The following is a 23768-nucleotide window of genomic DNA, read 5'->3' as shown; positions in this document are numbered from 1 at the left end:
GCCTCGGAGGCATGATGGGAAGGGAGGCCGACGTGGAGCTGCGAGTGTTGCGCTACTTCCTCGCCGTCGCCGAGTCCGAATCGGTCACGGCTGCGGCCCGCATGGTGCACGTCGCGCAGCCCTCCCTGTCCCGCCAGCTGAGCGCCCTGGAGCGGGACCTGGGGGTTTCGCTGTTCACGCGCCGCCCCGGGTCGCTGACGCTCAACGCCGCCGGCCGCCGCTTCCGCCCGGTCGCCCAGGACCTGGTGCGCCGCGCCGAGCAGGCCGCCGAGACGATGGCCGCCATGGGCGAGGGGGAGGAGGCGGCGCTCACCGTGGTCGCCGCGCCCGCCACGGTCGCGTCCCTGCTGGCCCCGTTCATGGCGGGCGGCGGCGCGGCGGGGCCCACGCTCCGCGATGCCATCCAGGAGGAGCCGAGCCGGGTCTTCGAGACGCTGATGCGCAGCGACGCCGACATCGGCATCTCGACCTTCCCGGCCCCGGCCTCGCTGGAGTCGGCCTTCCTGGGGCGCACCCCGGTGCTGGCCCAGGTCCCCGCCGAGCACCCCCTGGGCGGGCGCACCACGATCGACCTCGCCGAGCTGGTCGCCGAGCCGCTGATCGTGATGACCCGGTCGAACGTGGCCCGGCTGGTCGTCGACGAGGCCATCAGCCGGGAGGGCCTGACGCCGGCCGGTGTCGTCGAGACCGGCTCCTCGGCCTTCGCCCAGGCCCTAGCCGCGGCGGGCCGGGGGATCTGCCTGGTCACCGACGAGGCCCGGTTCGGCCTGCGGGACCTGATCGTGCGCACCGCCGAAGGTCCGCTGACGGTGCCCCTCCACGCGGGATGGGACGCCGCCCACTACGCGCGGCCTTCCATCCAGGCCCTGGTCGACGGCCTGCGCGTCTACTGCGTGGATCGCACGCGGCGGTTCCCGGGGCTGCAGCCCTGAGCCCAGCGTCCCTTGTGGACGCTCATCGCGAGGTGGTGGCCTTCGCGCGGCGCGATCCGCCCACCACGAACAGGGCGAGGACGGCGAGCGCCGCGCCGAACCACAGCACGCTCGTGGTGCCGATTCCGTCGACGGCCAGGCCGCCGACGAGCGAGCCGAGCGCGATGGACAGGTTGAACGTCGAGACGTACAGCGAGGATGCGGCCTCGGTCGTCTCCGGCGCGGCCTTGAGGATCCAGGTCTGGAAGGTGACCGGCAGCGCGCCGTAGCCCGCGCCCCACAGCACCAGGACGGCGGCTGCGGTGACGGCGGTGTTGTCGACGACGGCGAGGACGACCATGGCCAGGGCGAGGATCGCGGCGATGCCCGCGGCGGTCTGCCGCATCCGCCTGGCGATGAGGGCGCCGGCGACGAAGTTGCCGCAGATCCCGGCGAGGCCGAACGCCAGCAGCAGCACGCCGATCAGCGCGCCGTCGACGCCGTCGGCCTGGAGGATCGGCCGGATGAACGTGTAGGCCAGGAAGTGGCCGGTGACGCCGAGGAACGTGATGGCGATGCCGGCCCGCACGCCCGCGTTGCCCAGGAAGACCCGCGGTAGGTCGGCGAATCCGATCGTCCGCCGGGCCGGCACCTTCGGCATCAGCAGGGCGATGCAGACCAGGGAGACGAGTCCGAGGACGCCCACCGCCGCGAACGCGTTGCGCCAGCCGGTGAGGTCGCCGAGGAACGTGCCGATGGGAACGCCGAAGACGGACGCGGTTTCGACCCCGCCGAAGATGACCGCGGTCGCCCGGGGCGCATGCCGCTCCGGGACCAGGCGCAGCGCGATTCCGCCGGAGATGGACCAGAAGCCGCCCACACTGATGCCGATCAGGAAGCGGGCGATCAGGACGGTGGTGAAGCCGGTCGCGAAGGCGGAGGCGAGGTTGGCGGCGCCGACCAGGCCGATCAGGGCCGCCAGCACGACGCGGCGGTCGAGCCGGCCGGTCGCGACCGTGACCAGCGGCGCGGAGACGGTGGCGACGAGGCCGGGAACGGTCAGCATCAGGCCCGCGGCGCCCTCCGACACGTCCAGCTCGGAACCGACCGGGGACAGCAGACCCACCGGCAACAGCTCGGAGGTCATCAGGGAGAAGATGCCCAGGGACACGGCCAGCACCGCGAGCCAGCCCCTGACGGTCGACCGGCCGGTCGCGGACACCGGATCCTCGCAGGTCGTCACGACTCCAGAAACCTTTCTCGGACAAAGCGATCCGCAGCGCGCCGCCGGTGGGAACCAACGGTCACGCGATGACGAGGACGACGGAGGAATCCATGCGCTGTGGCACCGGGAAAGCCGTCACACCACGACCCTAAGCGCTGGAACGACCGCGGATCTGGTGCATTCGCGGGCGGGGAACACGGGTCAATTCGCCGCGGCCCGGTCAGCCCGGCGGCTGGAACTCGCGCCCGCGGGAGCGGACCAGCCGCAAGTTGCGCAGGTCGTCGACTCCGTGCCGTGGGCGTGCCGCCCGGGTCAGGTTCTCCAGGAAGTGCGGCGCGGCGTCGAAGCAGAGGTGCACGTGCGCGTTGATCAGCCCGGGCAGCAGCGTGGACGTCGTGGGGAAGTGCGGCGCGGCCTGCTGCTCGATCTCCCGGCGGTCGCCGACGGCGACGATGGTGTCGTCCTCGACCAGCACGCCACCGTCCCGAATCCGCTGCCCGGGCCGATGAGCACCTGTCCCGCCGTGATCACCTGCTGCACGTCCTCGTCCTCTCCACGCCCGGCCTGTTGTCACGTAGCGCAAACGTAGGCCCGGGGACGGACGGCGTTGGGGCGGACCACGGCCGGCGGGCACGAACGGGCTAACCGCGCCACCCGAACAGCGCCGCTCGGTGCCCGGGTTTCGTTCGGCGCCAACGGGTTCGCGCTGGGCGGTCGACGGCAGGCGCCGACACGAACCGGTCGGGCCGTCGCGGTCGGGAGCGCGTCAGCGCCTGGCGGTGAAGTGGACCCGCCGATCGTTGCCGGTGCAAGGGAATTGGGCTCCGGATCTTGTGGTGCGGCCGTTCGGCGGGGCAGACTCCTGCGTCATGGTGAAGTCGACGCGCATAGCGCTGCTTTCCGTTGTCGTAGCGGTCCTTTCCGTCCTGGGGTTCGTCGCGCCTTCGCAGGCCGCGCCGCCCGGCCGGGTAGACCCGCGGCCCAGCACGGAAGAGCTCGCCCGGGAGCTGCAGGAGCTCCAGTGGCGCAGCCGCGGCGCGATCCGGGTGGACGCGATCGGCGAGTCCAACCAGGGCAGGCCGGTGTGGAGCGCGCGGGTCGGCGACGGGCCGTTGCGCATCCTCTACGTCACGCAGCAGCACGGTGACGAGCCGCTCGGCACGCCCGCCGCGCTGGAGTTCCTGCGCGACGTCGGCGTCGACCGGAGCGACTACCAGCGCTGGTTGCGGTCGCAGGTGACCGTCGACATCGTGGTGCGGGCGAACCCCGATGGCCACGAGCAGAACTGGCGCTACAACTACGCGCCCGACGCCGACCCCGAGTACGGCGAGGCGGGCAAGGGCTACGACATCAACCGCTACCACGACCCCGCGGTCGCGCCCGAGGACAACCCCGCCACCGAGGCCGGCCTGATCCAGCGCCACTACGCGGAGTTCCAGCCGCAGATCGTGGTCGACTACCACATGCAGGGCCGCTACGTCGACGGTTCGGGGCGCGAGATCACCGCGTCGCTGCTGTGGCCGACGACCCCGGGCGTCGAAGCGGACGACATCGAGCTGGCCAAGCAGATCTCGGTGGTGGCGCAGCGGTCGATGACCGAGGGCGGCGCGAACGTGTCGCAGTACCCGGGCGGCGACTACCAGGGCATCGCCCGCAACGCCTACGGGCTGCGCGGCAGCGGTAGCGTGCTCATCGAGCTGAGCGACATGGGTGCGGAGCACGAGCAGGCGCAGATCGACTCGGCGCTGCGGTCGATGCTGGCCATCGCGCACAGCGCGGCCGACGGCTCGCTGGCGGCCGTCGATCCGGCCGAGGCCGACGCGATCCCGCCGCGCGGGACGCCGCTGCCGCAGGCCGCGGCGAGCGGCGCGCACGCCGACTGAGTCGGTAGCAGAGCACACGGCCTGTGCGCAGGTCGTGTGCTTCTTCGTTTCCGGACGCAGGTGCGCTAGCGATTCGCCGGCACGCCGAAGGATTCCAGCGCGGTGTCCACATAGGACTTGACGTCCTCGGGTGCGGCGGCGGCGCTGCTCAGCGCGGCCGCGCCGAGGTAGACCGCGTACGCGGCGGCCGACGGGTTCGTCGTGACGTTCCGGGGCGCTGTGGAGCCGGAACTGTTCGGGCGTGAGTGGCGGATCCGGCTGGGCGGCGATTTCGCGCGAAATCGCCGCCGCGCCCTCACGTGGAGCGTCGATTTCGCGCGAAATCGACGCGCTCGCGTTCCGGGCGGTCACGCCTTGCGCGGGCCCGCGCCACTTTCGGAAACGACTCCTGAACCCGTGGGTCACGGGCACTGCGCTGGGCTGACTGCGACCTGGTCAGCCCGCCGTCAGCGCGGTGGTCAGGTCGTCCAGGTCGTCGAACCGCCAGTCGAAGGTGTCGGAGCTCGTCGGCGGATCTCCTCCCGGCCGGTGGACGTAGGCGGTCCGCATGCCGGCCGCCTGGGCCGCGCGGAGGTCCCAGGCGTGGGCGGCCACCATGAGCACGCGTTCTGGCGGGCAGCCGGCGGTGTCGATCGCGAGCCGGTAGACCTCCGGCGCAGGCTTGTAGGCCAGGGCGGCTTCGCCGGGCAAGGCCTGGTGCCAGCGCAACCCCGCATGCGCGCTGAGCCGCATCAATGCGGTGCGGCTGGCGTTGGAGAGCCCGAGCACGGCGAAGTGCTTCGCGAGCCGCTCCAGACCGGCGACGGTGTCGCCCCAGGGCGGCAGCCGCTGACCCGCCGTGGCCAGCCGGGCGATGGCCGCCGGATCTGTGAGTCCGGCGCTGTCGGCCACCAGCCGAGCGGCCTCTCCGTCGATGATCTCGGAGTTGGCGTACGCGCGATGTCCTTCCGCGATGCGTTGCTGTTCGAGCTCGACGTGCTCCAGCCACGAAGCGAGCAGCTCGTCGACCGTCGCATCGTCGGACGCGGGCACCGCGTCGCGAATCGCCGCTCGCAGTCCGCTGGGTTCGTCGACCAGTGTTCCGAGGACGTCGAAGACGACGACCTCGATGTCGCGGATCTCTGCCACGCGATCTCCTCCTGGGGCTGGCGTCACCGGTTTGACAGGTGACGATGTTGCCCCCAGGTTCGTCACCGGTCAAGATGGTGACGTGGATTTCGCATTCGTGAGCGGCAACCCGGCCCTCGACCTGGCCGGCACCGTGGGGTCTCGCCGGGACGAGCCCATCGATGCCCTGGCCGCGCCCGCAGACCTGGAGCGGTGGGTGGCCGAATGCGCCGAGCTCCCGGAACGGGTCACCGCCGACTTCGCAACCTTCGAGTTCGCGCTGTCACTGCGCGAAGCGCTCTACCGGCTCGCCCTCGATCGCGTGCTCGACCGGCCCTTCGACCCGGGCTGCCTGCAAATCGTCAACGGCGCGGCCGCCGCGCCGTTGCCCTCGATCAAGCTCAGCGACGCGGGGCTGCACATGTCGGGAGATCTCCGTGCAGTGCTGGCTCACATAGCCAGGAGCGGTATCGCCGTGCTCGGCGATCCCCACGCCTGTCTCAAGGAATGCGGTCGCAACGACTGCACCCGCATCTACCTCGACCGCTCGCGCGGCGCCCGGCGCACCTGGTGCGGGATGGACGAGTGCGGCAACCGCGTCAAGGCCGCGGCCTACCGGGCTCGCCGACGGGCCAAGGCCTGAACGATCGTCAGTCCTCCACGACGATGGCCAGCGCCGGGCACAGCACCGCGGCCTGCTGGACGTCCTCGGCGAGTTCGGCGGGCGGATTCGCGTTGAGCAGCACCACGACGCCGTCCTCGTCGCGCTGGTCGAAGACCTCTTCCGCGGCCAGCACGCACTGACCGGACGAGACGCACTTGTCCTGGTCGATGGTCACCTTCATCGGAACTCCTCGGGTCGGCCGGTCACCAGGTGACCGGCAGGCGGTAGACGCCGTAGACGGAACCGTCGTGCTTGAACGGGATCTGCGCCAGGTCTTCGGCCAGCCGCAGGGTGGGGATGCGCCGGTAGAGCGTGCTGTAGACGACCTGCAGCTCCATCCGCGCGAGCGGCTGCCCGAGGCACTGGTGCACGCCGAAGCCGAAGGCCACGTGGTGGCGGGCGTCGCGGGTGAGGTCCAGCCGGTCGGGATCGGGGAACGCCTCGGGATCGCGGTTGCCGATGTCGTTGGCCATGATCAGGCCCTCACCGGCGCGGATGACGTGACCGCCGATCTCGATGTCCTCCAGCGCCACCCGGCGCCGCCCGTTGTGCGTGATGTGCAGGTAGCGCAGCAGTTCCTCGACCGCGCCGGCGACCAGCTTCGGGTCGTCGGACTCGCGCAGCAGCGCCAGCTGTTCCGGGTGCTCCAGCAGGGCGAGCGTGCCGAGGGCGATCATGTTCGCGGTGGTCTCGTGCCCGGCGATCAGCAGCAGCACGCCCATCCGCGCCGCTTCGTCCCGGGCCAGTTCCCCGGCCGCGACCCGCTCGGTCAGCCGGGACAGCAGGTCGTCGCCGGGGTTCGCGAGCTTCGCGCCGACGAGTTCGTCCAGGTACCCGGCCAGCCGGCCCATCGCGGCGGTGCGGTCGTCGGGGCTCGCGTCCCGCTTGATGATGGTCTTGCTGTTCTCCTGGAAGAAGTCGTGATCGGAGTAGGGGACGCCGAGCAGTTCGCAGATCACCAGCGACGGCACCGGCAGCGCGAACGCCTCGACCAGGTCCACCGGGTTCGGGCCGGCGAGCATTTCGTCGATCAGGTCGTCCACGATCTTCTGCACGGCCGGGCGCATCGCGGCCACCCGCTTGACGGTGAACGGCGCGGTCACCATCCGCCGCAGCCTGGCGTGCTCGGGATCGTCCATCAGGATGAAGCTGACGCCGGAACCGCCCGGCCTGACCGGCGCCGAGCTGGGGTAGCCGGGGCGAGTGATGTCGGCGCTGACCCGCGGATCGGCCAGCAGCGTCCGCTGCTCCGCGTAGCGGGTTACCAGCCAAGGGGTGCTGCCGTCCCACAGCCGGACCTTCGCGAGCGGCCCCGCCTCCTGCCGGGACCGCAGGTCTGGCGGCGGGTCGAACGGGCAGCCCGCCGCCCGGGCCATCGGGAACTCCGGGACATCCGCCGATTCCTCGCGAACTGGGATCATCACTTGCCCTTCCTGGATCGTCACCGGACCGGTGCGGACAGCGCCTCGACGACCTCGCCGCGGCGCAACCGGGTCTGCTTGGGCATGTTCCAGCCCAGCACGCCCACGGCCTCGCCATCGCGGTGGTACATCGCGACGAATCGCCCGTCCGCCGGGTCTCCGTCCACGATGGTCGCTTCGGCGGCGGCCGTGGGCAGGCCGTGGACCTGGATCTTGGTGTCGTACTGGTCGGTCCAGAAGTGCGGCACGGGGGAGTAGGGCTGGTCCTCGCCGAGGATGTTGGCCGCGACGGCGTTCGCCTGCATGGTGGCGTTGGTCCGGTTCTCCAGCCGCAGCGGGACGCCGAGCGCGTCGTGCTGCCAGCGGGCCACGTCCCCGGCGCCGTAGATCCCTTCCGCCGCACGGCAGCGGGAGTCGCAGACGAGCCCGTTGTCCAGCTGCAGCCCGCTTTCCGCGAGCCATTCCGTCGCCGGCGCGGCGCCGAGCGCCACCACGACGACGTCGGCGGGCAGTTCGTCGCCGGTGTCCAGGCGCACGCCGGTGACCCTGCCGTCCCGCCCGGTCAGCCCGTCGACGGCCGCGCCCAGCCGCAGCCGGACGCCGCGCTCGGCGTGCAGTTCCCCGAGCAGCCCGCCGACCAGGGTGCCGAACTGGCTCGCCATCGGCGCCGGCTGCGGGCCGACCAGTGTCACGTCCGCGCCCATTCCCCTTGCCGTGGCGGCGATTTCGGTGCCGAGGACGCCGTCCCCGACGACGACCACCCGCGTCGCGCTCAGCAGGGCGGACCGCAGCGCCAGGGAGTCGTCGACGGTGCGCAGCACGTGCACGCCGGTCAGGCCGTCCTGGCCGGGCAGCGTGCGGGGCCGCAGCCCCGTCGCCACGACGATGGTTCCGGCGGTCAGGGTTCGGCCGGAGGCGGTGCGGACGGTGCGGGTCGCCGGATCCAGGCCGACCGCCGGGTCGCCGAGGATGATGTCGGCGTCCAGTTCGGCCAGCTTCTCCGGCGACCGGAGCCGCACCCGCTCGGCCTCCCAGGTCCCGGAGAGGACCTGCTTGGACAGCGGCGGGCGGTCGTAGGGCAGATGCGACTCGGCGCCCAGGAGGGTCAGGGAATCGTGATATCCCTTGCGGCGCAACGCATCTGCGGTGGCGATGCCGGCGGCGGACGCGCCGACCACCAGCACGCCTGCGGGCGCGCTCACGCGTTCTCGCCCAGCTCGATCGCCGCCGCCGGGCACACGCCGGCCGCCTCGCGGACCGCGGCGTGCAGCGGCTCGGCCGGTGCCGCGTCGAGCAGGATCACGACCCCGTCGTCCTCCCGCTGGTCGAACACCTCGGGGGCGAGCAGCGCGCATTGCCCTGCGCCGCAACACCTGTCCTCGTCGACGGTCACCTTCACGAGCATCCTCCTCGGGCGGAATTCGGCTGGTCCGAACGGAAATCAACGCGTGACCGGTGCCAGCCACATCCCGACGATAGCGTCGATCAAGCCGCTCGCGGCGCCCTGCCAGTTGTTCCGCGGTGTGGCGGTGCCTTCGGCGAGAGCGCGTTCGCGCTCGGCGCACATGTGCACCATGAGCTGGCGGGCCATGTCGCCGCGCTCCAGCCGCACGTCGACCGGCAGGTCGGGCAGGCACCGGTTGAGGCCGTCGAGGACCGTCAGCAGCGACGGCGCGGTGAGGGACTCGTCGATCATGATCTCGCGCAGCGCGGGATCGGTCATGACCTGCGCCCCGAACCGGGCGAACCAGGTGGGGCTGCCGAGGGCGGCCAGGTGCTCGGTGACCGGGCAGACCAGGCAGGCCACCCAGTCCCGCACGTCGGTGGAGCCGTCGGCCTCGGCGACCATGGTCAGGCGCAGCCGCTCGATCTGCTCGGAGTGCCGGCGCGCGATCGCCCGCACCAGGTCGGCCTTGGTGCCGAAGTGGTAGCCGACCGCGGTGTTGTTGCCCTGCCCCGCGGCCTCGCTGACCTGGCGGTTGGACACGGCGAACACCCCGTGCTCGGCGAAAAGCCGTTCCGCCGCCGCCAAGATCTGTTCCCGCGTCGCGTTGACCCGCTCCGCCCGGACGGTCTTCCCGGCCATCGTCACCACCGCACCGGAAGTTCGCGGAGGCCGCCGACGGCGAGGCCCTCGACCCGGTTGAGGTCTTCCGGCGCCACAGCGAGCTCCAGCGTGGGGAGCCGGCGGAGCAGCACGTCGAGCACGGCCTGCAGCTCGGTGCGGGCCAACGCCTGCCCCAGGCAGGAGTGCGCCCCGGCGCCGAAGGCCAGGTGCGGGTTCGGGCTGCGGCCGAGGTCCATCTCGTCGGCGCCGTCGAACGCCGTGGCGTCGCGGTTGGCCGCGGCCATGCTGCACACCACGGTCGTCCCCGCGGGCAGCTCGATGTCGGCGACCTCGGCGTCCTCGCCGATGTAGCGCGGCATGCCGAAGCCGGGGTTGGCATCGAACCGCAGCGCCTCCTCCACCGCGGTGCGCACCAGGGAGCGGTCCGCGAGCAGCCGTTCCCACCGCGTGCGGTCGGCCAGCAGCATCGCCACCATCTTGCCGATCATGTTCGCCGTGGTCTCGTGCCCGGCGACCAGCAGGCCCTGGCCGGTGCCCACCAGTTCCGCGTCGCTGAGCCGGCGGCCCTCGGCGTCGGTGCCCGCGATCAGCTCGCTGAGCAGGTCGTCGCCCGGCGCCGCGCGCTTGGCGGCGATGTGGGCGGCCATGTACTCGACGAACTCGGCCTGCGCCGCGTCGATCTCCGCCTGCTCGTAGCGGGTCAGGTTGAGCAGTGTGTCGGACCAGTGCGCGAACTTGTCCCGGTCGCTGTCCGGCACGCCGAGCATCGTGCAGATGACCCACACCGGCAGCGGGAAGCCGAGGCTCGCCTTGAGATCCGCGTGGTCGCCGCGCGCCACCATGTCGTCGATGAGCCGCTCGGCCATCGCCTCGATCTCGGGTCGCAGCGCGGTCATCCGCCGCGCGGTGAACCACTTGCCGACCATCCGCCGCCACCGCTGGTGCGCGTCGCCGGACTGGGGGAGCGAGGTCGCCAGCGAGCTGTTGAACACGCCGCCCGACTCGTTGGCCGAGATTCGGGCCGCGCCTTCGGCGCTGAGCTGCCGGGTGAACCGCGGGTCGGAAAGCACCCGCTTGACGTCGTCGTAGCGGGTGAGCAGCGACGCCTCGTCGCCGCTGGGCAGCGACACCCGCGCCACCGGGCACCCCTGCCGGAGCTGCGCCCACTCCGCGGGCGGTTCCAGCGCCGCCGCGCTGGGAATCGGGTAGTCCAGCAGCTGTTCGCCCTCGACGGTCATGCGTGCTCCTCCCGGTCGGTCTGCGACCAGTTAACCGATCCCGCTACTTTAAGTCAATCAACTGATTTAAAGTAGCCGACCGGCAACGCCGATCACCCCGACGGAGGCCCTGCCATGCCCCACGCCCCAGCCCGAGCCGCCGACGCCGTGGTCTCGGGCCCGCCGCGCGCGAACACCGTCGTGGCGGTGCTGGCCTTCGGCGGGATCGTGGTCTCGCTGATGCAGACCCTGGTCATCCCGCTGATCCCGGTGCTCCCCGCGCTGCTGGGCGCGTCCGCGTCCGACGCCGCGTGGGCGATCACCGCGACGCTGCTCGCCGGGGCCGTCGCGACCCCGGTCGTGGGCCGGCTGGGGGACATGTACGGCAAGCGGCGCATGCTGCTGATCAGCCTGGTGCTGCTGGTGGCCGGCTCCGCGGTCTGCGGCCTCAGCGACTCGTTGGCGCCCATGGTCATCGGGCGGAGCCTGCAGGGGCTGGCGGCGGGCGTCATCCCGCTGGGGATCAGCATCATGCGCGACGTCCTCCCGGCCGAACGGCTCGGCTCGGCCACCGCGACCATGAGCGCCTCGCTGGGCGTCGGCGGCGCGCTCGGCCTGCCCGCGGCCGCCTTCCTGGCCGAACGCGCCGACTGGCACGTGCTCTTCTGGACGTCGGCGGGCCTGGGAGCTGTCGCGACCGCGCTGGTGCTGGCATTCGTGCCGGAATCCGGCGTGCGCAGCGGCGGGCGCTTCGACCTCGTGGGCGCGATCGGGCTGTCGGCCGGGCTGATCTGCCTGCTGCTGGCGATCTCCAAGGGCGCGGAGTGGGGCTGGACCGCCACCCGAGCCGGGGGGCTGCTCGGTGCGTCGGCGGTGCTGTTCCTGCTGTGGGGCTGGTGGGAGCTGCGCGTCTCCCGGCCGCTGGTGGACCTGCGCACCACCGCGCGCCGCCAGGTCCTGCTCACCAACATCGCGTCCGCGGTGTTCGGGTTCGCCATGTTCGCGATGTCCCTGGCGCTGCCGCAGCTCCTGCAGTTGCCCGCGGCCACCGGCTACGGCCTGGCGCAGACGATGTTCGTCGTGGGGCTGGCGATGGGCCCGTCGGGTCTGGTGATGATGGCCATGGCGCCGCTGTCCGCGCGCATTTCGACGGCCCGGGGACCGAAGACGACGCTGATGCTGGGCGCCGTCGTGGTGGCCGCCGGCTACGTCCTGGGCATCGTGCTGATGTCCGCGGTCTGGCAGCTCGTGCTCGTCTCCAGCGTGATCGGCGCCGGCATCGGGCTCGCCTACGGGGCGATGCCCGCGCTCATCATGGCGGCGGTGCCCGTCGCGGAGACCGCGGCCGCCAACAGCCTCAACACCTTGATGCGCGCCATCGGCACCTCGGTCTCCAGCGCGGTGGCGGGCGCCGTGCTCGCGCAGCTGACCGCGACGTTCGGCGCGCTGACCGTGCCGTCCGAGGCGGGTTTCCAGGTGATCATGGCGATGGCCGCCGCCGCGGCCCTCCTCGCGCTCGCGATCGCCGCCTTCCTGCCCCGGCACGCAGCTCAGCGCGGCTGGTAGAGGGCGCTGCCCTTGATGTACTCGTCGTAGGGGATCGTCCAGTCCGGGATGTCGCCGTCGGCCGGGGTCAGCGGCCGGTCGGAGCCGACGATCTCCACCGGGTCGCCGATCTGCACGAAGTCGAAGTACCACTTGCCGTTGGCCGGCGACAGGTTGATGCACCCGTGCGAGACGTTGGCGACCCCCTGCTGCCCGACCGTCGCGGCGTTGACGTGCACGAACTCGCCGTTGTTGGAGATGCGCACGGCGTGCGGGAGCACCTCGTCGTAGTAGCCGGGCTGACCCTTCTGCGGCCCGCCCCAGGTGTCCGAGCGCATCCGCGTCGAGGTGTGCTTCTCGAAGGCCACGTGGACGCCGGACTGGGTCGGGTAGACGCTCCTGCCGTAGGAGGCCGGGAGCTCCCGGATCGGCTGGCCGTCCTGGAAGACGGTGAACGTGTGGGTGTTGACGTCACCGATCGCGCGCTGGTCGCGCCCGATGAGGAAGCTGGTCTCGGTGTCGTCGGTGCCCATCACGCCGCCGCCGGTGTCCACGCCGTACAGCTGCGCGCGCACCCGGACGATGGTGCCGGACTTCCAGAATTCCTTGGGGCGCCAGTTGACCTGCTCGTCGCTCATCCAGTGGAACGAGCCCTCGGTCGGCACCGACGGCTCGACCGACAGGCGGCGCTCGACGGCGGCCCGGTCGGTCACCGGCCGGCTGAAGTAGATCGACACCGGCATGGCGACGCCGACCGTGTCGCCGTCGGTGGGCCGGGTCCGCTCGACGGTGACGGTGTCCACGGGCTTGACCGTGCTGAAGGTCGAGTTCAGCGGTGCCGACGGCTTCCGCTCGACGTCCTCGGCCAGGGCGTGCACCCGGTAGGTGGTGCCGAACTCCAGCGGCGTCGTCGTGCTCCACCTGCGGCCGCCGTCGCGCAGCGAACCGGGGATCGTCCTTCCCCCGTCCGTGGTAACGGTGACCGAGGTGAGCGTGCCCGCGTGCGCGGTGACGACCAGCGGCTCGCTGGGCGCGACCTGCGCGGCGCGGTCCGGCACCGAGGACGTCACGGACGCGGCCGAAGGCTTCGGTGGAGCCGTGCACGAGGCCATCGCGCAGGCGAGCACGCCTCCGACGACGACCTGCCACGCTGTTGCTACCCGCATCCCCGGCCCCCGTCCCTTGCCGATGTGCCCGACATCGAAACCACTGTCCGGGGCGGGGGCGAACATCTCAACACGATCATGCGGCCGCGCCGCACCGGGCTACCGGCCGGGAAGCCGCCAGACGACCGGGTTCTCGTCGTAGTCGCCGCCGTCGTCCTTCGCGGCGACGACCTCGTCGCCCTCGCCCGCGGCGTCCAGCCGAGCCGCCGGAGTTCTCCAGGAGGTGGGCCGGTTTGAGTCCACATTGGTCAGGTGTGCGTCTTGGCCCGTGCGCACTTTGTGTCGCTACAGCAGCACAAAGTGCGCACGGTCGGCGCGGTGCCGCCGTCATCGGAGTGCACGACGATCCGCTGGCCCGCTACTCGTACCCGCCGCTGAGCGCGATCCGGGTCGACCTGGCGGCCGAAGCCCGGCGGCTGACCGGCGGCGTGCTGTCGGCGCTGGGGCGTCCCGCGCGAGCCGCGCCGCCGGCGGAAGGGCCGTTCGTGAACCTGGTGGTGCGGGATTCCGCCTGACGGGGACGGCGTGATCGGTGCTGATGGCACAGGGCCCCGGCGGTGCGATCCACCGCCGGGGCCCCGTGCCATCAGGAGATCACGCGATGACGCTGTCGATCCAGCCGCGGAAGTGGCCGACGCTGGTGTAGACGTCGGGCGACTCGCCGCAGACGTGGCCGACGCCGCGGCTGTCCACGCCGACGACCCGCCAGCGGTCGCCTTCCTTGACCAGCAGCGGCGAACCGGAGTCGCCGCCGCAGGGGCCGCGAACGCCTTCGGGGTTGTCCGCGCAGACGTCGCCGTCGTGGATGCCCCAGGAGGTGTCGCCGTCCGGGCCCGCCACGCACTTCGGCGTGTCGGACGGGATGATCGAGGTGTCGAGCTGCTGGAGCTGCGTCGGCAGCTTGGTCGGGTCACCGGCGTCGGCGTTGGAGACGTAGCCCCAGCCGATCTCGCGGACCGCGGTGCCCGGCGCGGTGAGCTCGTCGGCCATCGGCGCCGGCGCGTCGGCGATCGGCCCGTCGAGGTGCAGGAGCGCGATGTCCTTGCCCAGCTCGCGATCCTCGTACGAGTGGTACTCGGGGTGCACCACGATGTCCTGGAGCTTGGCGATGGTTCCGCCGGAGGTCCGGTCGTTGGAGCCGACGCGCACGTGCAGCAGCGCCGGGTCCATCACGACGTAGGCGCCGCCGTTCGGGTCGGGCGAGGTGACGCAGTGCGCCGCCGTCACGACCCACTCCGGGCTGATCAGCGCGCCGCCGCAGCGGTGCGAGTTCGGGTCCCCGTTGCGTTCGTACTCTAATGACGTCATGAACGAGTAGGTCTGGTCCGCGGGTGTGCCGCCGATGATCGAGGGCGTCACGTCGCCGGTCGGTTCGTCGGCCTGCGCCGTCCCGAAGCTCGTGAACGCGCCCGCGGCGGCGACCGCGGCGGCCAGCGCCGCGGTGCGCTTCAGCGACCCCGGCACCGGCAGGTTCTTGGTCATCTGCTGTTGTCCTCCGATTTCCCGCACGAAGATCACGTGCGATGTTGATCAAGGTAGCCCAGCCCGGGCGCGCGGAGGAGCGGATTCTGCAAGATCGGATTCGGGATCGAATTCCGGTGGCGGAGCTCAGGGTCGGCGGCCCATCAGGCGCAGCATCCGCTGCTGGCGGGTCTCGTCGGCGGGAGCCGCCGCGGCCGCCGCGAAGTAGCTGTGCGTGCTGCCCGGGTCGAGCGGCCCCTCGGCGACGCCGGTGTAGAGCCACTCGAAGTTGTCGTCGACCCACTCGACCAGCGACGGGTCCAGTTCCTCCGGGCCGCCGGTGGCGCGGGCGAGGTCCCAGCCGTGCACGACGGTGTCGGCGATGAGCAGGCCGAGCAGTTTGCGGCCGTCGACCGGGCCGAACGGGTAGTCCACGACCCGGTCCAGCGCGCCGGGCTCGCCGAAGGCGGCGAGGCAGCTCGCCGCGGCGGCGTCGAACGATCCGGCGGGGTCGTCGCCGAGCGCGTCCTGCTCGCGGATCACCAGGAACTGGGCGCTGTCGCCGCCGTGCAGCAGCAGCCGGTAGATAGCGTTCGCCTGCACCAGGTGGCTCACCAGCGCGCGCACGTCCCATTCGGCGCAGGGGGTCGGATCGGCCCACTGGCCGGGCTCGATCGACCGCACCCGGCGGGCGAAGTCCGCGTTGGTGCGGCGGAGGTGGGCGAACAGCACGTCGCCGGAAGCACGCATGAGTCGATCATGGTGGCGCCGCCGGCCCGTGTCCGGCGGGAATCGGCCCCGGTACTTCCGCGCGGTGTTCGAGTCCTGTGTGGACTACGAGGGTCGTCCCGACGCAGCAGTAGCTCCCGCCTCAATGCAGACGGGAGCTACCGGAAATGCTGGACTGGTCTATTGGGTTGGATGTGGTTACTGGTTGGAAGAGGTTCTCAGGACGTCAAAGCCGGCTCAGCGCCAGCCGTGACGGTTGCTGAAGATTGTGCTGATCTGCATCGTGATCCCTCGTTAATCCCGTGATGGGGATTGCCGCACCGGGCCCTTTCCGGGGCGCGAAGAGCCCACCGGGACTCCCGGTGCTTTTCTGCCGACCCCGGCGACGTGAGTACGTCGTCGGATTCACCGGCTTCTTGCCGGTACTTGTCACGGTATTGCCAGGAAAAGGCCGGTAAAGGGGTCTTTCGCCCCGAGTTCGATCCGTAGCGGATCAGTCACGCTGCGCATGCGGGCGGCGCCGGCGTCGGTCGAGGGTCGACCGGAGTGCACAGTGGACGGACGGTCAGGAGTTGGCCGGCGAGCCGGCGGCAGGTTCGGCGACGGGAACCGAGGGGCGCGCGGTGACCACGACCGGGCCGCCGCAGTTCCAGCATTCCGGCTCGTTCTCGGGCGCGGAACGTCCGGCGACGTCGCAGCCCGGGCACAGCCAGGCGGTCAGGATGATGTGACCGCGGGGATCGTGTCGGGGACGCATGGACAGCCACCCACTCTGATCGTGTCGGGTGCCGCCTGCATGCTGTGACCGCTCCGACGGGTGCTCACTCTGTTGGGTGGAAATTATTGGGTAGGCGGGCACGCGCAGTCAACAGTGCCGCGCGCCACGCCCAAGCCGATCGCCCGGGCCGCGTCTCCGCAGATCATGCCGCCCTTGACAGCGCACAGCACCGGGAGTCTCCTCGGGTCTGGGCCGCCGGTCCGCGATTTTCCGGCCGGCGACCGCAGACCGGGATCGCATCGGTCTCAGGTCTTCGGGGGAAGGGCCGGCCATGGCGACTTACGAGTACGACTGCCCTCGGTGCGGTCGATTCGAGACGCACCAGCCGATGGGGACGGCCTCGGCTACGCACGAGTGCCTCCACTGCGGGCGACCGGCCCGCAGGATCTTCTCCGCACCGCACCTCGCCGCCGTGCCCGCGCGGCTCGCCGCCGCGCTCGACCGGGCGGAGCGGAGCGGCGCGGAGCCGGAGGTGGTCACCGAGGTGCCCCGCAGGAAGCCGCCCGAGCCGCATCCGTCGCTGTCCCGGCTCCCGCGCCCCTGACCGGGCCCAGGCGCCAGCGGAGGTGTCATCGGTGGCATACGTGGGATTGCTGTACGTCGGCGCCGTGCTGTTCCTCAACGGCGTCATGCTGTTGGGCAAGGCCGACCCGAAGGCGATCGGCGTGTTCAACCTCTTCGTCGGGGCGCTCCAGGTGATCACCCCGACGATCCTGATCGCGGTGAACCTCGGGGACCCGGTCACGGTCCTCAGCGCGTCGGGCATCTACCTGTTCGGCTTCACCTACCTGTACGTGGGGATCGGGTTGCTCGGCGACTTCGACACCAGCGGAGTCGGCTGGTTCTCGCTGTTCGTCGCCATCATGGCGCTCGGCTACTCGTTCGCGAACTTCCGGCTGCTCGGGGACGGCCCGTTCGGCGTGATCTGGCTGTACTGGTCCTTCCTGTGGCTGCTGTTCTTCCTGTTGCTGGGCCTCAAGATGGAGCGGCTCACCCGCTACACAGGCTGGGTCGCCGCGATCGAGGGCTGGGTCACCGCCGCGATCCCGTCGTTCCTGATCATGACCGGTTACTGGCGGAACCCGAACGCCATCGCGATGGCGCTGGTGATCTTCGGCGTCGTCGTCTTCGTCGCGCTGTGGTTGTTCACCACCGGCGTGTGGTCGGTCCGGGGCTTCCGGTTGTCCGCGCCCCACCGTCCGGCACATCAGTGAGGAGGATTTCCCATGCCAGAAGTGATTTTCAGCGTCGACCAGTCGAAGTCGATGCGGGAGCAGGCGGTGCCGGGGCACAACCGCTGGCACCCGGACATCCCGCCGGCCGCGATGGTCCGGCCCGGCCAGGAGTTCCGCGTCGAATGCCGGGAGTGGACCGACGCGCAGCTCGGCAACAACGACTCCGCCAACGACGTCCGGGACGTCGACCTGGACCTCACGCACATGCTCAGCGGCCCCATCGGCGTCGAGGGTGCCGAACCCGGCGACCTGCTGATCGTCGACATCCTGGACCTCGGGCCGGTGCCGCAGGAGACCGGCGAGGCCCCGGGCCAGGGCTGGGGCTACACCGGCGTGTTCGCCAAGGTCAACGGCGGCGGCTTCCTGACTGACTACTTCCCGGACGCCTACAAGGCGATCTGGGACTTCCACGGGCAGCAGTGCACCTCGCGGCACCTGCCGGGAATCCGCTACACCGGCATCACCCACCCCGGCCTGATGGGCACCGCGCCATCGGCCGATCTGCTGGCCAAGTGGAACCGGCGGGAGCAGGCGCTCATCGACACCGACCCGAACCGCGTGCCACCGCTGGCCCTGCCGCCGACCGAGCCCGGGGCGCTGGCCGGTCAGGCGGACGGCAGCGAGGCGCAGCGGATCGCCCGGGAGGGCGCCCGGACGGTTCCGGCCCGGGAGAACGGAGGAAACCAGGACATCAAGAACTTCACCCGCGGGTCGCGGGTCTTCTACCCGGTCTTCGTCGAGGGCGCGAAGCTGTCCATGGGCGACCTGCACTTCAGCCAGGGCGACGGCGAGATCACCTTCTGCGGCGCGATCGAGATGGGCGGCTTCATCGACCTGCACGTCGACCTGATCAAGGGCGGCATGGACAAGTTCGGCATCACCACCAACCCGGTGTTCATGCCGGGCAACGTCGAACCGCGGTACTCGGAGTTCCTGTCGTTCTCCGGGGTTTCGGTGGACCACGACACGGACACCAACCACTACATGGACGCCACCACCGCCTACCGGCGTGCCTGCCTCAACGGCGTCGAGTACCTCAAGAAGTGGGGCTACACCGGCGAACAGGCGTACCTGCTTCTCGGTTCGGCGCCCGTCGAGGGGCGGATCAGCGGCATCGTCGACATCCCCAACGCCTGCTGCACGCTCTACGTCCCGGCGGCGATCTTCGACTTCGACGTGCGGCCGACTGCGGCCGGGCCCGCGCGCGAGGATCGCGGCCAGTGCGCCGTCACGTCCTGAGCACCGGCAGCGGCCCCGCACCGATTCGGGGAGGGCTCCCGGCCGGCCGTGGAATGCTGCGGGTGCGTTCGAGGAAGCGGAGGTGGCATGCGCGAGAACCTGCAGGTGGCCGGGGGTCGTCCGCTCGCGGCCGGGCACGGCAGCCTGGCGTTCGGGGTGCCCGGGTCGGCGCCGGGCACGATCTTCGCGTTGTCGGTCACCGGGGGCATCACGGTCCGGCCGCGGGAGGGGCGGACGATCGTGTTCGGCCGCAACCGGCCGGAGGTGCACGTCTGCGTCGGGGAGAACGACCGGCGGATCAGCCGCCACCACGGGCTGCTGACCCACCACCTGGACCACTGGTGGGTGCACAACACGGGGCGCCTCCCGGTCCGGTTCCCCGGCTCGCGGCTGCTGTTCGCCGACGACGAGCCGGTCCCGCTCACCACCGGGTACACGCCGCTGTTCCTGCGCGGTTCGAGCGGTCGCGAGCACCTGCTGGAGCTGTACGTGGCGGGGCCGGACGGGCAGCCGCCCGCGTCGCAGCACAGCGACCCGACGCAGCCGCCGAGGACGTGGAAGCTCTCGCCGACCGAGAAGCTCCTCCTGGTCGTCCTGGGCCAGCGCTACCTGATGCACGAGGCGTACCCGCAGCCGCTGTCCTGGCGGCAGGCCGCCGAACACCTCGCCGAGCTGCAACCGGATGCCGGGTGGACGGCGAAGCGGGTGGAGCACGACGTCGTCGACGTCCGCGCCAGGCTGTCGAAGAGCGGCGTGCCCGGGCTGACCCGCGACGAGGTCGGTGAGCCGGTCGGGAACACCTTGAACCACAACCTCATCCGCGAACTGTTGGAGAGCACGACGCTGGTGCCGCCGGACCTCCGGGTCCTCGACGCCTGAGCCGCAGGGCCTGTTTCCACGCTCGTCGTGCGCTGCGGTGCGGGTGGCGGCTCGCTGCGGGAGGTGCGACCGCCGTCCGGACTCCGCAATTTCCATTGAAATCGAACCTTCGATTTCAATGGAAATTGCGGACCCCCGATGCGCGCCGCACCCCGAGGAGGGGCTCAGGCGGGGAGGCCGGCGGCGGCCGGTTCGGCGAGGGCGGTGGCCAGTCGGCAGAGCTCGTCGGTGGGTTGCGGGCCCATCACGACGACGAGCAGCCGCTCGACCAGCTGGCCGTCCTCGCCGCGGTACTCGCGGTGGACGATGCCGGCCTGGCACGACTCCTCGCCGTAGCCCTCGGGCTCGACGAACGCCCGGTGGTCGCCGAACCGGACGGGCCGCCCGTCGTCGGCGGTGGGCGGCTGGTGCCGGTCGAAGATGAGCCGGAGCGTGGCCGGTCCGGTGGTGCTGTTCCACCGGCAGCTCCAGCCGCCGAAGCCCGGCTCCGGGCGGATGGCGTCGACACCGGGGAATCGCGAGAGCGCGTCGCCGTCGAGGAGGCCGCAGGCGTCGACGTTGATCAGCGAAGCGGGATTCGGCGCGGGCCGGCGCGGAACCTCGCCCCGGCCGAGCACCCCGGCCGCGGTCGTGGCCGCCGCCTCGGCCATGCCGCACAGATCGGACCGGCCCTCGCCGAGCTGGTCCGCGGTGATCACGATCCGGGTTCGCTGGTCGGGCATCGGCAGGATGCGGGCGCATTCGTCGCTTTCCTGCGGCTCCCGCACGATGTCCAGCGCGCCGATCTTCTCGATCCGGCCCTCCGGCGGCCCGTCGGCGGCGGAGAACAGCACCTCGACGTCCACCTCGCCGTCGCCGGAATCCACGATGACGTCGCACCGGTTGAAGTTGCCGTACTCGGCGTTCAGGTCGGTTTCGCCGAACCGGGTGAGCGTCACCGGGTCGAGCAGGGCGCAGGGGTCGGCTGTGCGGGGCTCGCCGATCGGCGACACCGGCTTCGGCGCTCCGGCCCGATCAGTCGCGGGGCGATCCGCAGACGTGGGCGGAAAGCCTGTCGCGACCAAGGCGCCGGCCGCCAGCACGCCGACGACGGCAGCGGACACCGCGACCACGCGACCGCGCCGCCGCTTCTCGACCGGCACGTCGGCGGCGACGTTCTCCAGCATCGTCCTGGCTTCCGCCGCGCTCGGCCGCTTCGCCGGATTGACCCGCAACAGCTGGGCGAGCACCGGCGTGAGCGGTCCGGCCTGGCTGGGCGCGGCGACCTTGCCCGCCGCGGCCTGCCGCAGCAGCACGAACGGATTGCCGGATTCGCCGAACGGCGTCACGCCCTCGATCGCGGCGAACAGGGTGGCGCCGAGCGAGAAGACGTCCGAGGCCGCAGTGGGTTCCGCGCCGTTGGCCACCTCGGGGGCGACGAAACCCGGTGTGCCGGAGAGCAGGCCGGTCTCGGTGAGGGTCACGTCGGCGTGCACGGCGCGCGAGATGCCGAAGTCGCCGAGCTTGGCGATGTCGTCGGCAGTGACGAGGACGTTCCCGGGCTTGATGTCGCGGTGCAGGATGCCCGTGGCATGCACCGCGGCCAGGCCAGCGGCCAGCTGCGCCCCGAGCCTGGCCACCCGCGCGGGCGGCAGCATGCGGTGGTGGGCCAGGTCCGGCGCGGGGAGGTATTCCATGACCAGCAGCCATTCGCCGCCCTCGTCCACCACGTCGTACAACGTGACGACGTTCGGGTGGTTCACCTTCGCCAGGATCTTGCCTTCGGTGCGCAGCCGCCGGATCCGCTCGGCGCCGTGCTCGCTGTCCCGCGAGACGGCGTGCTTGATCGCGACATCCCGGCCCAGTTCCTCGTCGACGGCGCGCCAGACCGTCCCGCCGCCGCCGGAACCGATCTGCTCCGCCAACCGATACCGGCCGCTGATCAACTGACCGATCCGCACCGCCACTCCCATCCACGAGCCGGGCCAGCCTCGGACGAGGTGGCGCAACCCTAATGCACGGCGAACCGCGGGCGGGACCGGTCCGGGAAAGTCGCGAACGCGTCACCAGCCGCGCAGGTCGACGGGCCAGACCTCGACGACCTCGTCGCCGTCGACGACGTGGATGCGCTCGTGCAGCGCGATGGTCGGGTCGACGTGCGCGGGGAGCACCCGGACCCGGTCGCCGACCTGGGCCGGGGTTTCCGGGGTGAAGGTCAGGTGCTCGTCGGAGCAGAAGTGCACGCGCGCGCCCGGAATCGCGGGATTGCCGTGGTCCATGCCGAGCGCCTTGAGCCCGACGTCGGCGACGACCCACTTCGGGGAGGCCGAGATGACGGTGCCGAGGACGGTCAGGGCCTGCCGGAACGGCAGGCCGAGCTCGGCGTAGGCGGTGTCCATCAGGGCGTAGGAGCCGGCCTGGATCTCGGTGGCCCAGGTGTTCACCGCGTACGTCCCGGTGCCGCCCGCGCTGACGAGATCGCCGCCGACGTCCTTGTGCGCGGCCAGCAGCAGCGCCATGCTCTCGGCCGCGCGCTCGGCGCGCTCCGCCGGGTCCTTGCGCAGCATGAGATGGCCTTCGTACCCCATCACGCCGCGAACGGAAAGTCCTTTGCTGCGAGCGAGATCGGCGAGCTCGCCCGCGGCGGCGGGGTCGATGCCGCAGCGCGGCAGGCCGACGTTGACGTCGACGACCACCTCGCGGACACCGCCGGACGCGGCGGCTTCGACGGTTTCCGGCGAGTCCACGGCCAGCGTCACCCGGGCGCCGCCGCGCACCACCGCACCGAGGCGCCGGGTGTCGAGAACTTCGTTGGCCAGCAACAGGTCTTCGCCGAGCCCGGCGGCGGCCATGCCCTCGACCTCGCGGACGGTGGCGCAGGTGAAGCCGCGATGCCCGATGTCCGCCTGGCGCCGGGCGAGCGCGGTCGTCTTGTGCGCCTTGACGTGCGGGCGCAGCCGGGCCTCAGGCAGCGCCTCGGCCATCGTCCGCAGGTTGGCGTCGAGCAGCGCGGCGTCGACGACGAGCGCAGGGGTCTGCAGGTCCAAGAGGTGCAACGTCGTCTCCCTCGCCGGTACCGGTCTTCCCGCCCGGATCATACGGTTCCGCCGACGGCGTTCCCCGTCATCGGGACGAGGTGGGCAGGCGTTCCCCGTCGAGGTCGACCGCGGCCGACAGCTCGAAGAACTTGGCCACCAGCGGGAGTTTCGCGCGGTCGGGCCGGCAGACGATCGCGATCCGGGACACCGCGTCGGGGTGGTCCAGCCGCGCGTAGGACAACCCGGGCAGCCGCAGGTGGCGCAGCGAGCTGGGCACCACGGCGATCCCCTCACCGGCCGCGACCAGGCCGAGGATGGTCGGGAACTGAACGGCTTCCTGCGCCGGCCGCATGCGGAACCCGGCCTGGTGGCAGAGGGCCGCGATGTGGTCGTAGAGCCGGGAAACCTGGCTGCGCGGGAATCCCACGAACTTCTCCGCCGCGAGCTCGCCGAGCCGGATGGACCGCCGGCGGGCGAGCGGGTGGCTCTTCGGGAGCGCCACCAGCAGCGGCTCCTGCACGAGCTTGAACACGTTCAGCCCGGCCTGGGGCTCCAGCTCCCGCACGATCCCGACGTCCAGCGCGGTTTCGTTGATCGCTTCGAGCTGGCGATCCGTGGTCATCTCCTTGAGGTCCAGGTGCAGGTTCGGCCGGTTCGCCCGCAACGCGTGCACGATCTTGGGCACCAGGGTGAGCGCCGCGGAGCTCACGAAACCGATCCGCAGGGTGCCGATCTCACCGTGCGCGGATTGCTGGACCGCGTTCAGGGCCTGATCCGCCTCGGCCAGCACGCGCCGCCCGTTCTCCAGCAGCACCGACCCGGCCGCGGTGAGCTCCACGCGGCGCGTCGTGCGGATGAACAGGGGTGTCCGCAGCTGCTGCTCCAGGCGGCGGATCTGCTGGCTCAGCGCGGGTTGCGCCACGTGGAGGCGCTCCGCCGGGCGCACGACGACGGTCGCATCGCGGTCCTGCTCGGTTTCCAGAGTGCGAGCTGATAAGCCGCTCGCACCAGCGGGGAGCGTCGTGAGGATGGTGCTCCCTCCAGCCAAGTGACCAACATGGCTGGTCCCCTAGGGCACATGCTCGCCGGGTAACTAGCGGGTGTGAAGCTGCCTGACAAGAAGCCCCAAGGTGTCGACGGGTCGTCGTCGGCGACAGGGTAAGGGGAAGACCTGAAGGGCGAACGCAAGTGAACTCCTGATGAGGCTTCGTCATCGAAAACCG

At 71.5% G+C, this 23768-nt stretch carries 27 protein-coding genes; 9 read left to right on the top strand and 18 right to left on the bottom strand.

The genetic code is table 11. The features are described from left to right. Nucleotides 1–32 precede the first annotated feature (32 nt). Nucleotides 33–932, top strand: a complete 900-nt coding sequence (locus tag E1288_RS13800; RefSeq protein ID WP_132484974.1) for a LysR family transcriptional regulator — start codon at nt 33–35, stop codon at nt 930–932. Between the two features lie 22 nt (nt 933–954). On the opposite strand, the gene E1288_RS13795 is transcribed toward E1288_RS13800, so the two are convergent. Together E1288_RS13795 and E1288_RS13790 are read right to left on the bottom strand one after the other, a co-directional pair. After that, nucleotides 955–2154, bottom strand: a complete 1200-nt coding sequence (locus tag E1288_RS13795) for an MFS transporter (RefSeq protein WP_235883535.1) — start codon at nt 2152–2154, stop codon at nt 955–957. A 202-nt stretch (nt 2155–2356) separates the two neighbouring features. After that, nucleotides 2357–2611, bottom strand: coding sequence for a hypothetical protein (locus E1288_RS13790; protein WP_132484972.1), 255 nt, complete (start codon nt 2609–2611; stop codon nt 2357–2359). 394 nt (nt 2612–3005) lie between these two features. Here E1288_RS13790 and E1288_RS13785 point away from each other — a divergent pair, with 394 nt between their 5' ends. Beyond that, nucleotides 3006–4019, top strand: coding sequence for a M14 family zinc carboxypeptidase (locus E1288_RS13785; protein ID WP_132484970.1), 1014 nt, complete (start codon nt 3006–3008; stop codon nt 4017–4019). Nucleotides 4020–4084: 65 nt separating this feature from the next. Here E1288_RS13785 and E1288_RS13780 read toward each other — a convergent pair whose 3' ends face one another. Both E1288_RS13780 and E1288_RS13775 read right to left on the bottom strand, forming a co-directional pair. Further along, entirely contained in the window at nt 4085–4318 is a 234-nt protein-coding gene (locus E1288_RS13780; protein ID WP_132484968.1) for a hypothetical protein, read from the bottom strand. Nucleotides 4319–4454: 136 nt separating this feature from the next. Continuing rightward, a complete protein-coding gene (locus E1288_RS13775; RefSeq protein ID WP_132484966.1) occupies nt 4455–5147 on the bottom strand; it encodes a haloacid dehalogenase type II in 693 nt (230 codons plus the stop codon). An 82-nt stretch (nt 5148–5229) separates the two neighbouring features. Here E1288_RS13775 and E1288_RS13770 point away from each other — a divergent pair, with 82 nt between their 5' ends. Continuing rightward, the gene (locus E1288_RS13770; protein ID WP_165968101.1) at nt 5230–5769 is read left to right on the top strand and encodes a CGNR zinc finger domain-containing protein; all 540 of its coding nucleotides are present in this window, start codon (nt 5230–5232) and stop codon (nt 5767–5769) included. Between the two features lie 7 nt (nt 5770–5776). Here the strand turns inward: E1288_RS13770 and E1288_RS13765 are convergent, their stop codons facing one another. The 6 genes from E1288_RS13765 to E1288_RS13740 are packed head-to-tail and all read right to left on the bottom strand — an operon-like array spanning nt 5777 to nt 10517. Then, nucleotides 5777–5971 (bottom strand): ferredoxin, encoded by a 195-nt coding sequence (locus E1288_RS13765; protein WP_132484962.1) that lies wholly within the window; start codon nt 5969–5971, stop codon nt 5777–5779. Nucleotides 5972–5993: 22 nt separating this feature from the next. After that, nucleotides 5994–7211, bottom strand: a complete 1218-nt coding sequence (locus E1288_RS13760) for a cytochrome P450 (RefSeq protein ID WP_132485181.1) — start codon at nt 7209–7211, stop codon at nt 5994–5996. A gap of 20 nt (nt 7212–7231) precedes the next feature. Then, a complete protein-coding gene (locus E1288_RS13755) occupies nt 7232–8413 on the bottom strand; it encodes an NAD(P)/FAD-dependent oxidoreductase (RefSeq protein ID WP_132484960.1) in 1182 nt (393 codons plus the stop codon). Further along, nucleotides 8410–8610: a ferredoxin gene (locus tag E1288_RS13750; protein ID WP_132484958.1), complete on the bottom strand. Its 201-nt coding sequence runs from the start codon at nt 8608–8610 to the stop codon at nt 8410–8412. Before E1288_RS13750 ends, E1288_RS13755 begins: the two co-directional genes overlap by 4 nt. Nucleotides 8611–8652: 42 nt before the next feature. Continuing rightward, complete coding sequence (locus E1288_RS13745) at nt 8653–9297, bottom strand: TetR family transcriptional regulator (protein WP_132484956.1); 645 nt, start codon at nt 9295–9297, stop codon at nt 8653–8655. Nucleotides 9298–9299: 2 nt separating this feature from the next. Further along, nucleotides 9300–10517: a cytochrome P450 gene (locus E1288_RS13740; RefSeq protein WP_132484954.1), complete on the bottom strand. Its 1218-nt coding sequence runs from the start codon at nt 10515–10517 to the stop codon at nt 9300–9302. Nucleotides 10518–10631: 114 nt separating this feature from the next. On the opposite strand from E1288_RS13740, the gene E1288_RS13735 reads away from it, so the two are divergent. Further along, nucleotides 10632–12062: an MFS transporter gene (locus E1288_RS13735; protein WP_132484952.1), complete on the top strand. Its 1431-nt coding sequence runs from the start codon at nt 10632–10634 to the stop codon at nt 12060–12062. On the opposite strand, the gene E1288_RS13730 is transcribed toward E1288_RS13735, so the two are convergent. Together E1288_RS13730 and E1288_RS46905 are read right to left on the bottom strand one after the other, a co-directional pair. After that, nucleotides 12047–13273, bottom strand: coding sequence for a L,D-transpeptidase (locus E1288_RS13730; RefSeq protein ID WP_235883534.1), 1227 nt, complete (start codon nt 13271–13273; stop codon nt 12047–12049). The two genes, E1288_RS13735 and E1288_RS13730, sit on opposite strands and share 16 nt — an antisense overlap. A 33-nt stretch (nt 13274–13306) precedes the next feature. Beyond that, a complete protein-coding gene (locus E1288_RS46905; protein ID WP_165968100.1) occupies nt 13307–13483 on the bottom strand; it encodes a hypothetical protein in 177 nt (58 codons plus the stop codon). 59 nt (nt 13484–13542) lie between these two features. Between E1288_RS46905 and E1288_RS46900 the strand changes: the two genes are divergently transcribed. Then, nucleotides 13543–13722, top strand: a complete 180-nt coding sequence (locus E1288_RS46900) for a hypothetical protein (RefSeq protein ID WP_165968099.1) — start codon at nt 13543–13545, stop codon at nt 13720–13722. 79 nt (nt 13723–13801) lie between these two features. On the opposite strand, the gene E1288_RS13720 is transcribed toward E1288_RS46900, so the two are convergent. The 3 genes from E1288_RS13720 to E1288_RS13710 form a co-directional block, all read right to left on the bottom strand. Beyond that, nucleotides 13802–14689 (bottom strand): S1 family peptidase, encoded by an 888-nt coding sequence (locus E1288_RS13720; RefSeq protein ID WP_132484946.1) that lies wholly within the window; start codon nt 14687–14689, stop codon nt 13802–13804. A gap of 126 nt (nt 14690–14815) precedes the next feature. Beyond that, nucleotides 14816–15418, bottom strand: a complete 603-nt coding sequence (locus E1288_RS13715) for a TIGR03086 family metal-binding protein (protein ID WP_132484944.1) — start codon at nt 15416–15418, stop codon at nt 14816–14818. A gap of 544 nt (nt 15419–15962) precedes the next feature. Beyond that, nucleotides 15963–16154 carry a hypothetical protein gene (locus tag E1288_RS13710; RefSeq protein ID WP_132484942.1) on the bottom strand — a complete coding sequence of 64 codons (192 nt, stop codon included), beginning with the start codon at nt 16152–16154 and terminating at the stop codon, nt 15963–15965. Between the two features lie 292 nt (nt 16155–16446). Here E1288_RS13710 and E1288_RS13705 point away from each other — a divergent pair, with 292 nt between their 5' ends. The 4 genes from E1288_RS13705 to E1288_RS13690 all read left to right on the top strand — a co-directional run bounded on the left by E1288_RS13705 (nt 16447) and on the right by E1288_RS13690 (nt 19528). Continuing rightward, the gene (locus E1288_RS13705) at nt 16447–16719 is read left to right on the top strand and encodes an FmdB family zinc ribbon protein (protein ID WP_132484940.1); all 273 of its coding nucleotides are present in this window, start codon (nt 16447–16449) and stop codon (nt 16717–16719) included. Nucleotides 16720–16750: 31 nt separating this feature from the next. After that, complete coding sequence (locus E1288_RS13700; RefSeq protein ID WP_132484938.1) at nt 16751–17389, top strand: AmiS/UreI family transporter; 639 nt, start codon at nt 16751–16753, stop codon at nt 17387–17389. Between the two features lie 12 nt (nt 17390–17401). Beyond that, on the top strand, nt 17402–18649 hold the full coding sequence (gene fmdA, locus E1288_RS13695; RefSeq protein WP_132484936.1) for a formamidase: 1248 nt from the start codon (nt 17402–17404) through the stop codon (nt 18647–18649). An 87-nt stretch (nt 18650–18736) separates the two neighbouring features. After that, complete coding sequence (locus tag E1288_RS13690; RefSeq protein WP_132484934.1) at nt 18737–19528, top strand: FHA domain-containing protein; 792 nt, start codon at nt 18737–18739, stop codon at nt 19526–19528. A 164-nt stretch (nt 19529–19692) separates the two neighbouring features. On the opposite strand, the gene E1288_RS13685 is transcribed toward E1288_RS13690, so the two are convergent. The 3 genes from E1288_RS13685 to E1288_RS13675 all read right to left on the bottom strand — a co-directional run bounded on the left by E1288_RS13685 (nt 19693) and on the right by E1288_RS13675 (nt 23593). Next, nucleotides 19693–21468, bottom strand: coding sequence for a serine/threonine-protein kinase (locus tag E1288_RS13685; RefSeq protein WP_165968098.1), 1776 nt, complete (start codon nt 21466–21468; stop codon nt 19693–19695). 102 nt (nt 21469–21570) lie between these two features. Beyond that, nucleotides 21571–22563 (bottom strand): alanine racemase, encoded by a 993-nt coding sequence (locus E1288_RS13680; protein WP_207954341.1) that lies wholly within the window; start codon nt 22561–22563, stop codon nt 21571–21573. 67 nt (nt 22564–22630) lie between these two features. Beyond that, entirely contained in the window at nt 22631–23593 is a 963-nt protein-coding gene (locus E1288_RS13675) for a LysR family transcriptional regulator (RefSeq protein ID WP_235883533.1), read from the bottom strand. Between the last annotated feature and the right edge of the window lie 175 nt (nt 23594–23768).

It is taken from the genome of Saccharopolyspora elongata (genome assembly GCF_004348985.1).
Classification (GTDB): Bacteria; Actinomycetota; Actinomycetes; order Mycobacteriales; family Pseudonocardiaceae; genus Saccharopolyspora; species Saccharopolyspora elongata.
Note: the sequence above shows the minus strand (reverse complement) of the source record. Positions and strands in the feature narration are given on the sequence as shown.

What these genes read in the sequence shown, in the direction of transcription:
- E1288_RS13715 (WP_132484944.1), bottom strand. Translation starts at nt 15,418, where the DNA reads ATGCGTGCTTCCGGCGACGTGCTGTTCGCCCACCTCCGCCGCACCAAC.
- E1288_RS13730 (WP_235883534.1), bottom strand. Translation starts at nt 13,273, where the DNA reads ATGTTCGCCCCCGCCCCGGACAGTGGTTTCGATGTCGGGCACATCGGC.
- E1288_RS13760 (WP_132485181.1), bottom strand. Translation starts at nt 7,211, where the DNA reads ATGATCCCAGTTCGCGAGGAATCGGCGGATGTCCCGGAGTTCCCGATG.
- E1288_RS13745 (WP_132484956.1), bottom strand. Translation starts at nt 9,297, where the DNA reads ATGGCCGGGAAGACCGTCCGGGCGGAGCGGGTCAACGCGACGCGGGAA.
- fmdA (WP_132484936.1), top strand. Translation starts at nt 17,402, where the DNA reads ATGCCAGAAGTGATTTTCAGCGTCGACCAGTCGAAGTCGATGCGGGAG.
- E1288_RS13785 (WP_132484970.1), top strand. Translation starts at nt 3,006, where the DNA reads ATGGTGAAGTCGACGCGCATAGCGCTGCTTTCCGTTGTCGTAGCGGTC.
- E1288_RS13765 (WP_132484962.1), bottom strand. Translation starts at nt 5,971, where the DNA reads ATGAAGGTGACCATCGACCAGGACAAGTGCGTCTCGTCCGGTCAGTGC.
- E1288_RS13735 (WP_132484952.1), top strand. Translation starts at nt 10,632, where the DNA reads ATGCCCCACGCCCCAGCCCGAGCCGCCGACGCCGTGGTCTCGGGCCCG.
- E1288_RS13690 (WP_132484934.1), top strand. Translation starts at nt 18,737, where the DNA reads ATGCGCGAGAACCTGCAGGTGGCCGGGGGTCGTCCGCTCGCGGCCGGG.
- E1288_RS13720 (WP_132484946.1), bottom strand. Translation starts at nt 14,689, where the DNA reads ATGACCAAGAACCTGCCGGTGCCGGGGTCGCTGAAGCGCACCGCGGCG.
- E1288_RS13710 (WP_132484942.1), bottom strand. Translation starts at nt 16,154, where the DNA reads ATGCGTCCCCGACACGATCCCCGCGGTCACATCATCCTGACCGCCTGG.
- E1288_RS13705 (WP_132484940.1), top strand. Translation starts at nt 16,447, where the DNA reads ATGGCGACTTACGAGTACGACTGCCCTCGGTGCGGTCGATTCGAGACG.
- E1288_RS13740 (WP_132484954.1), bottom strand. Translation starts at nt 10,517, where the DNA reads ATGACCGTCGAGGGCGAACAGCTGCTGGACTACCCGATTCCCAGCGCG.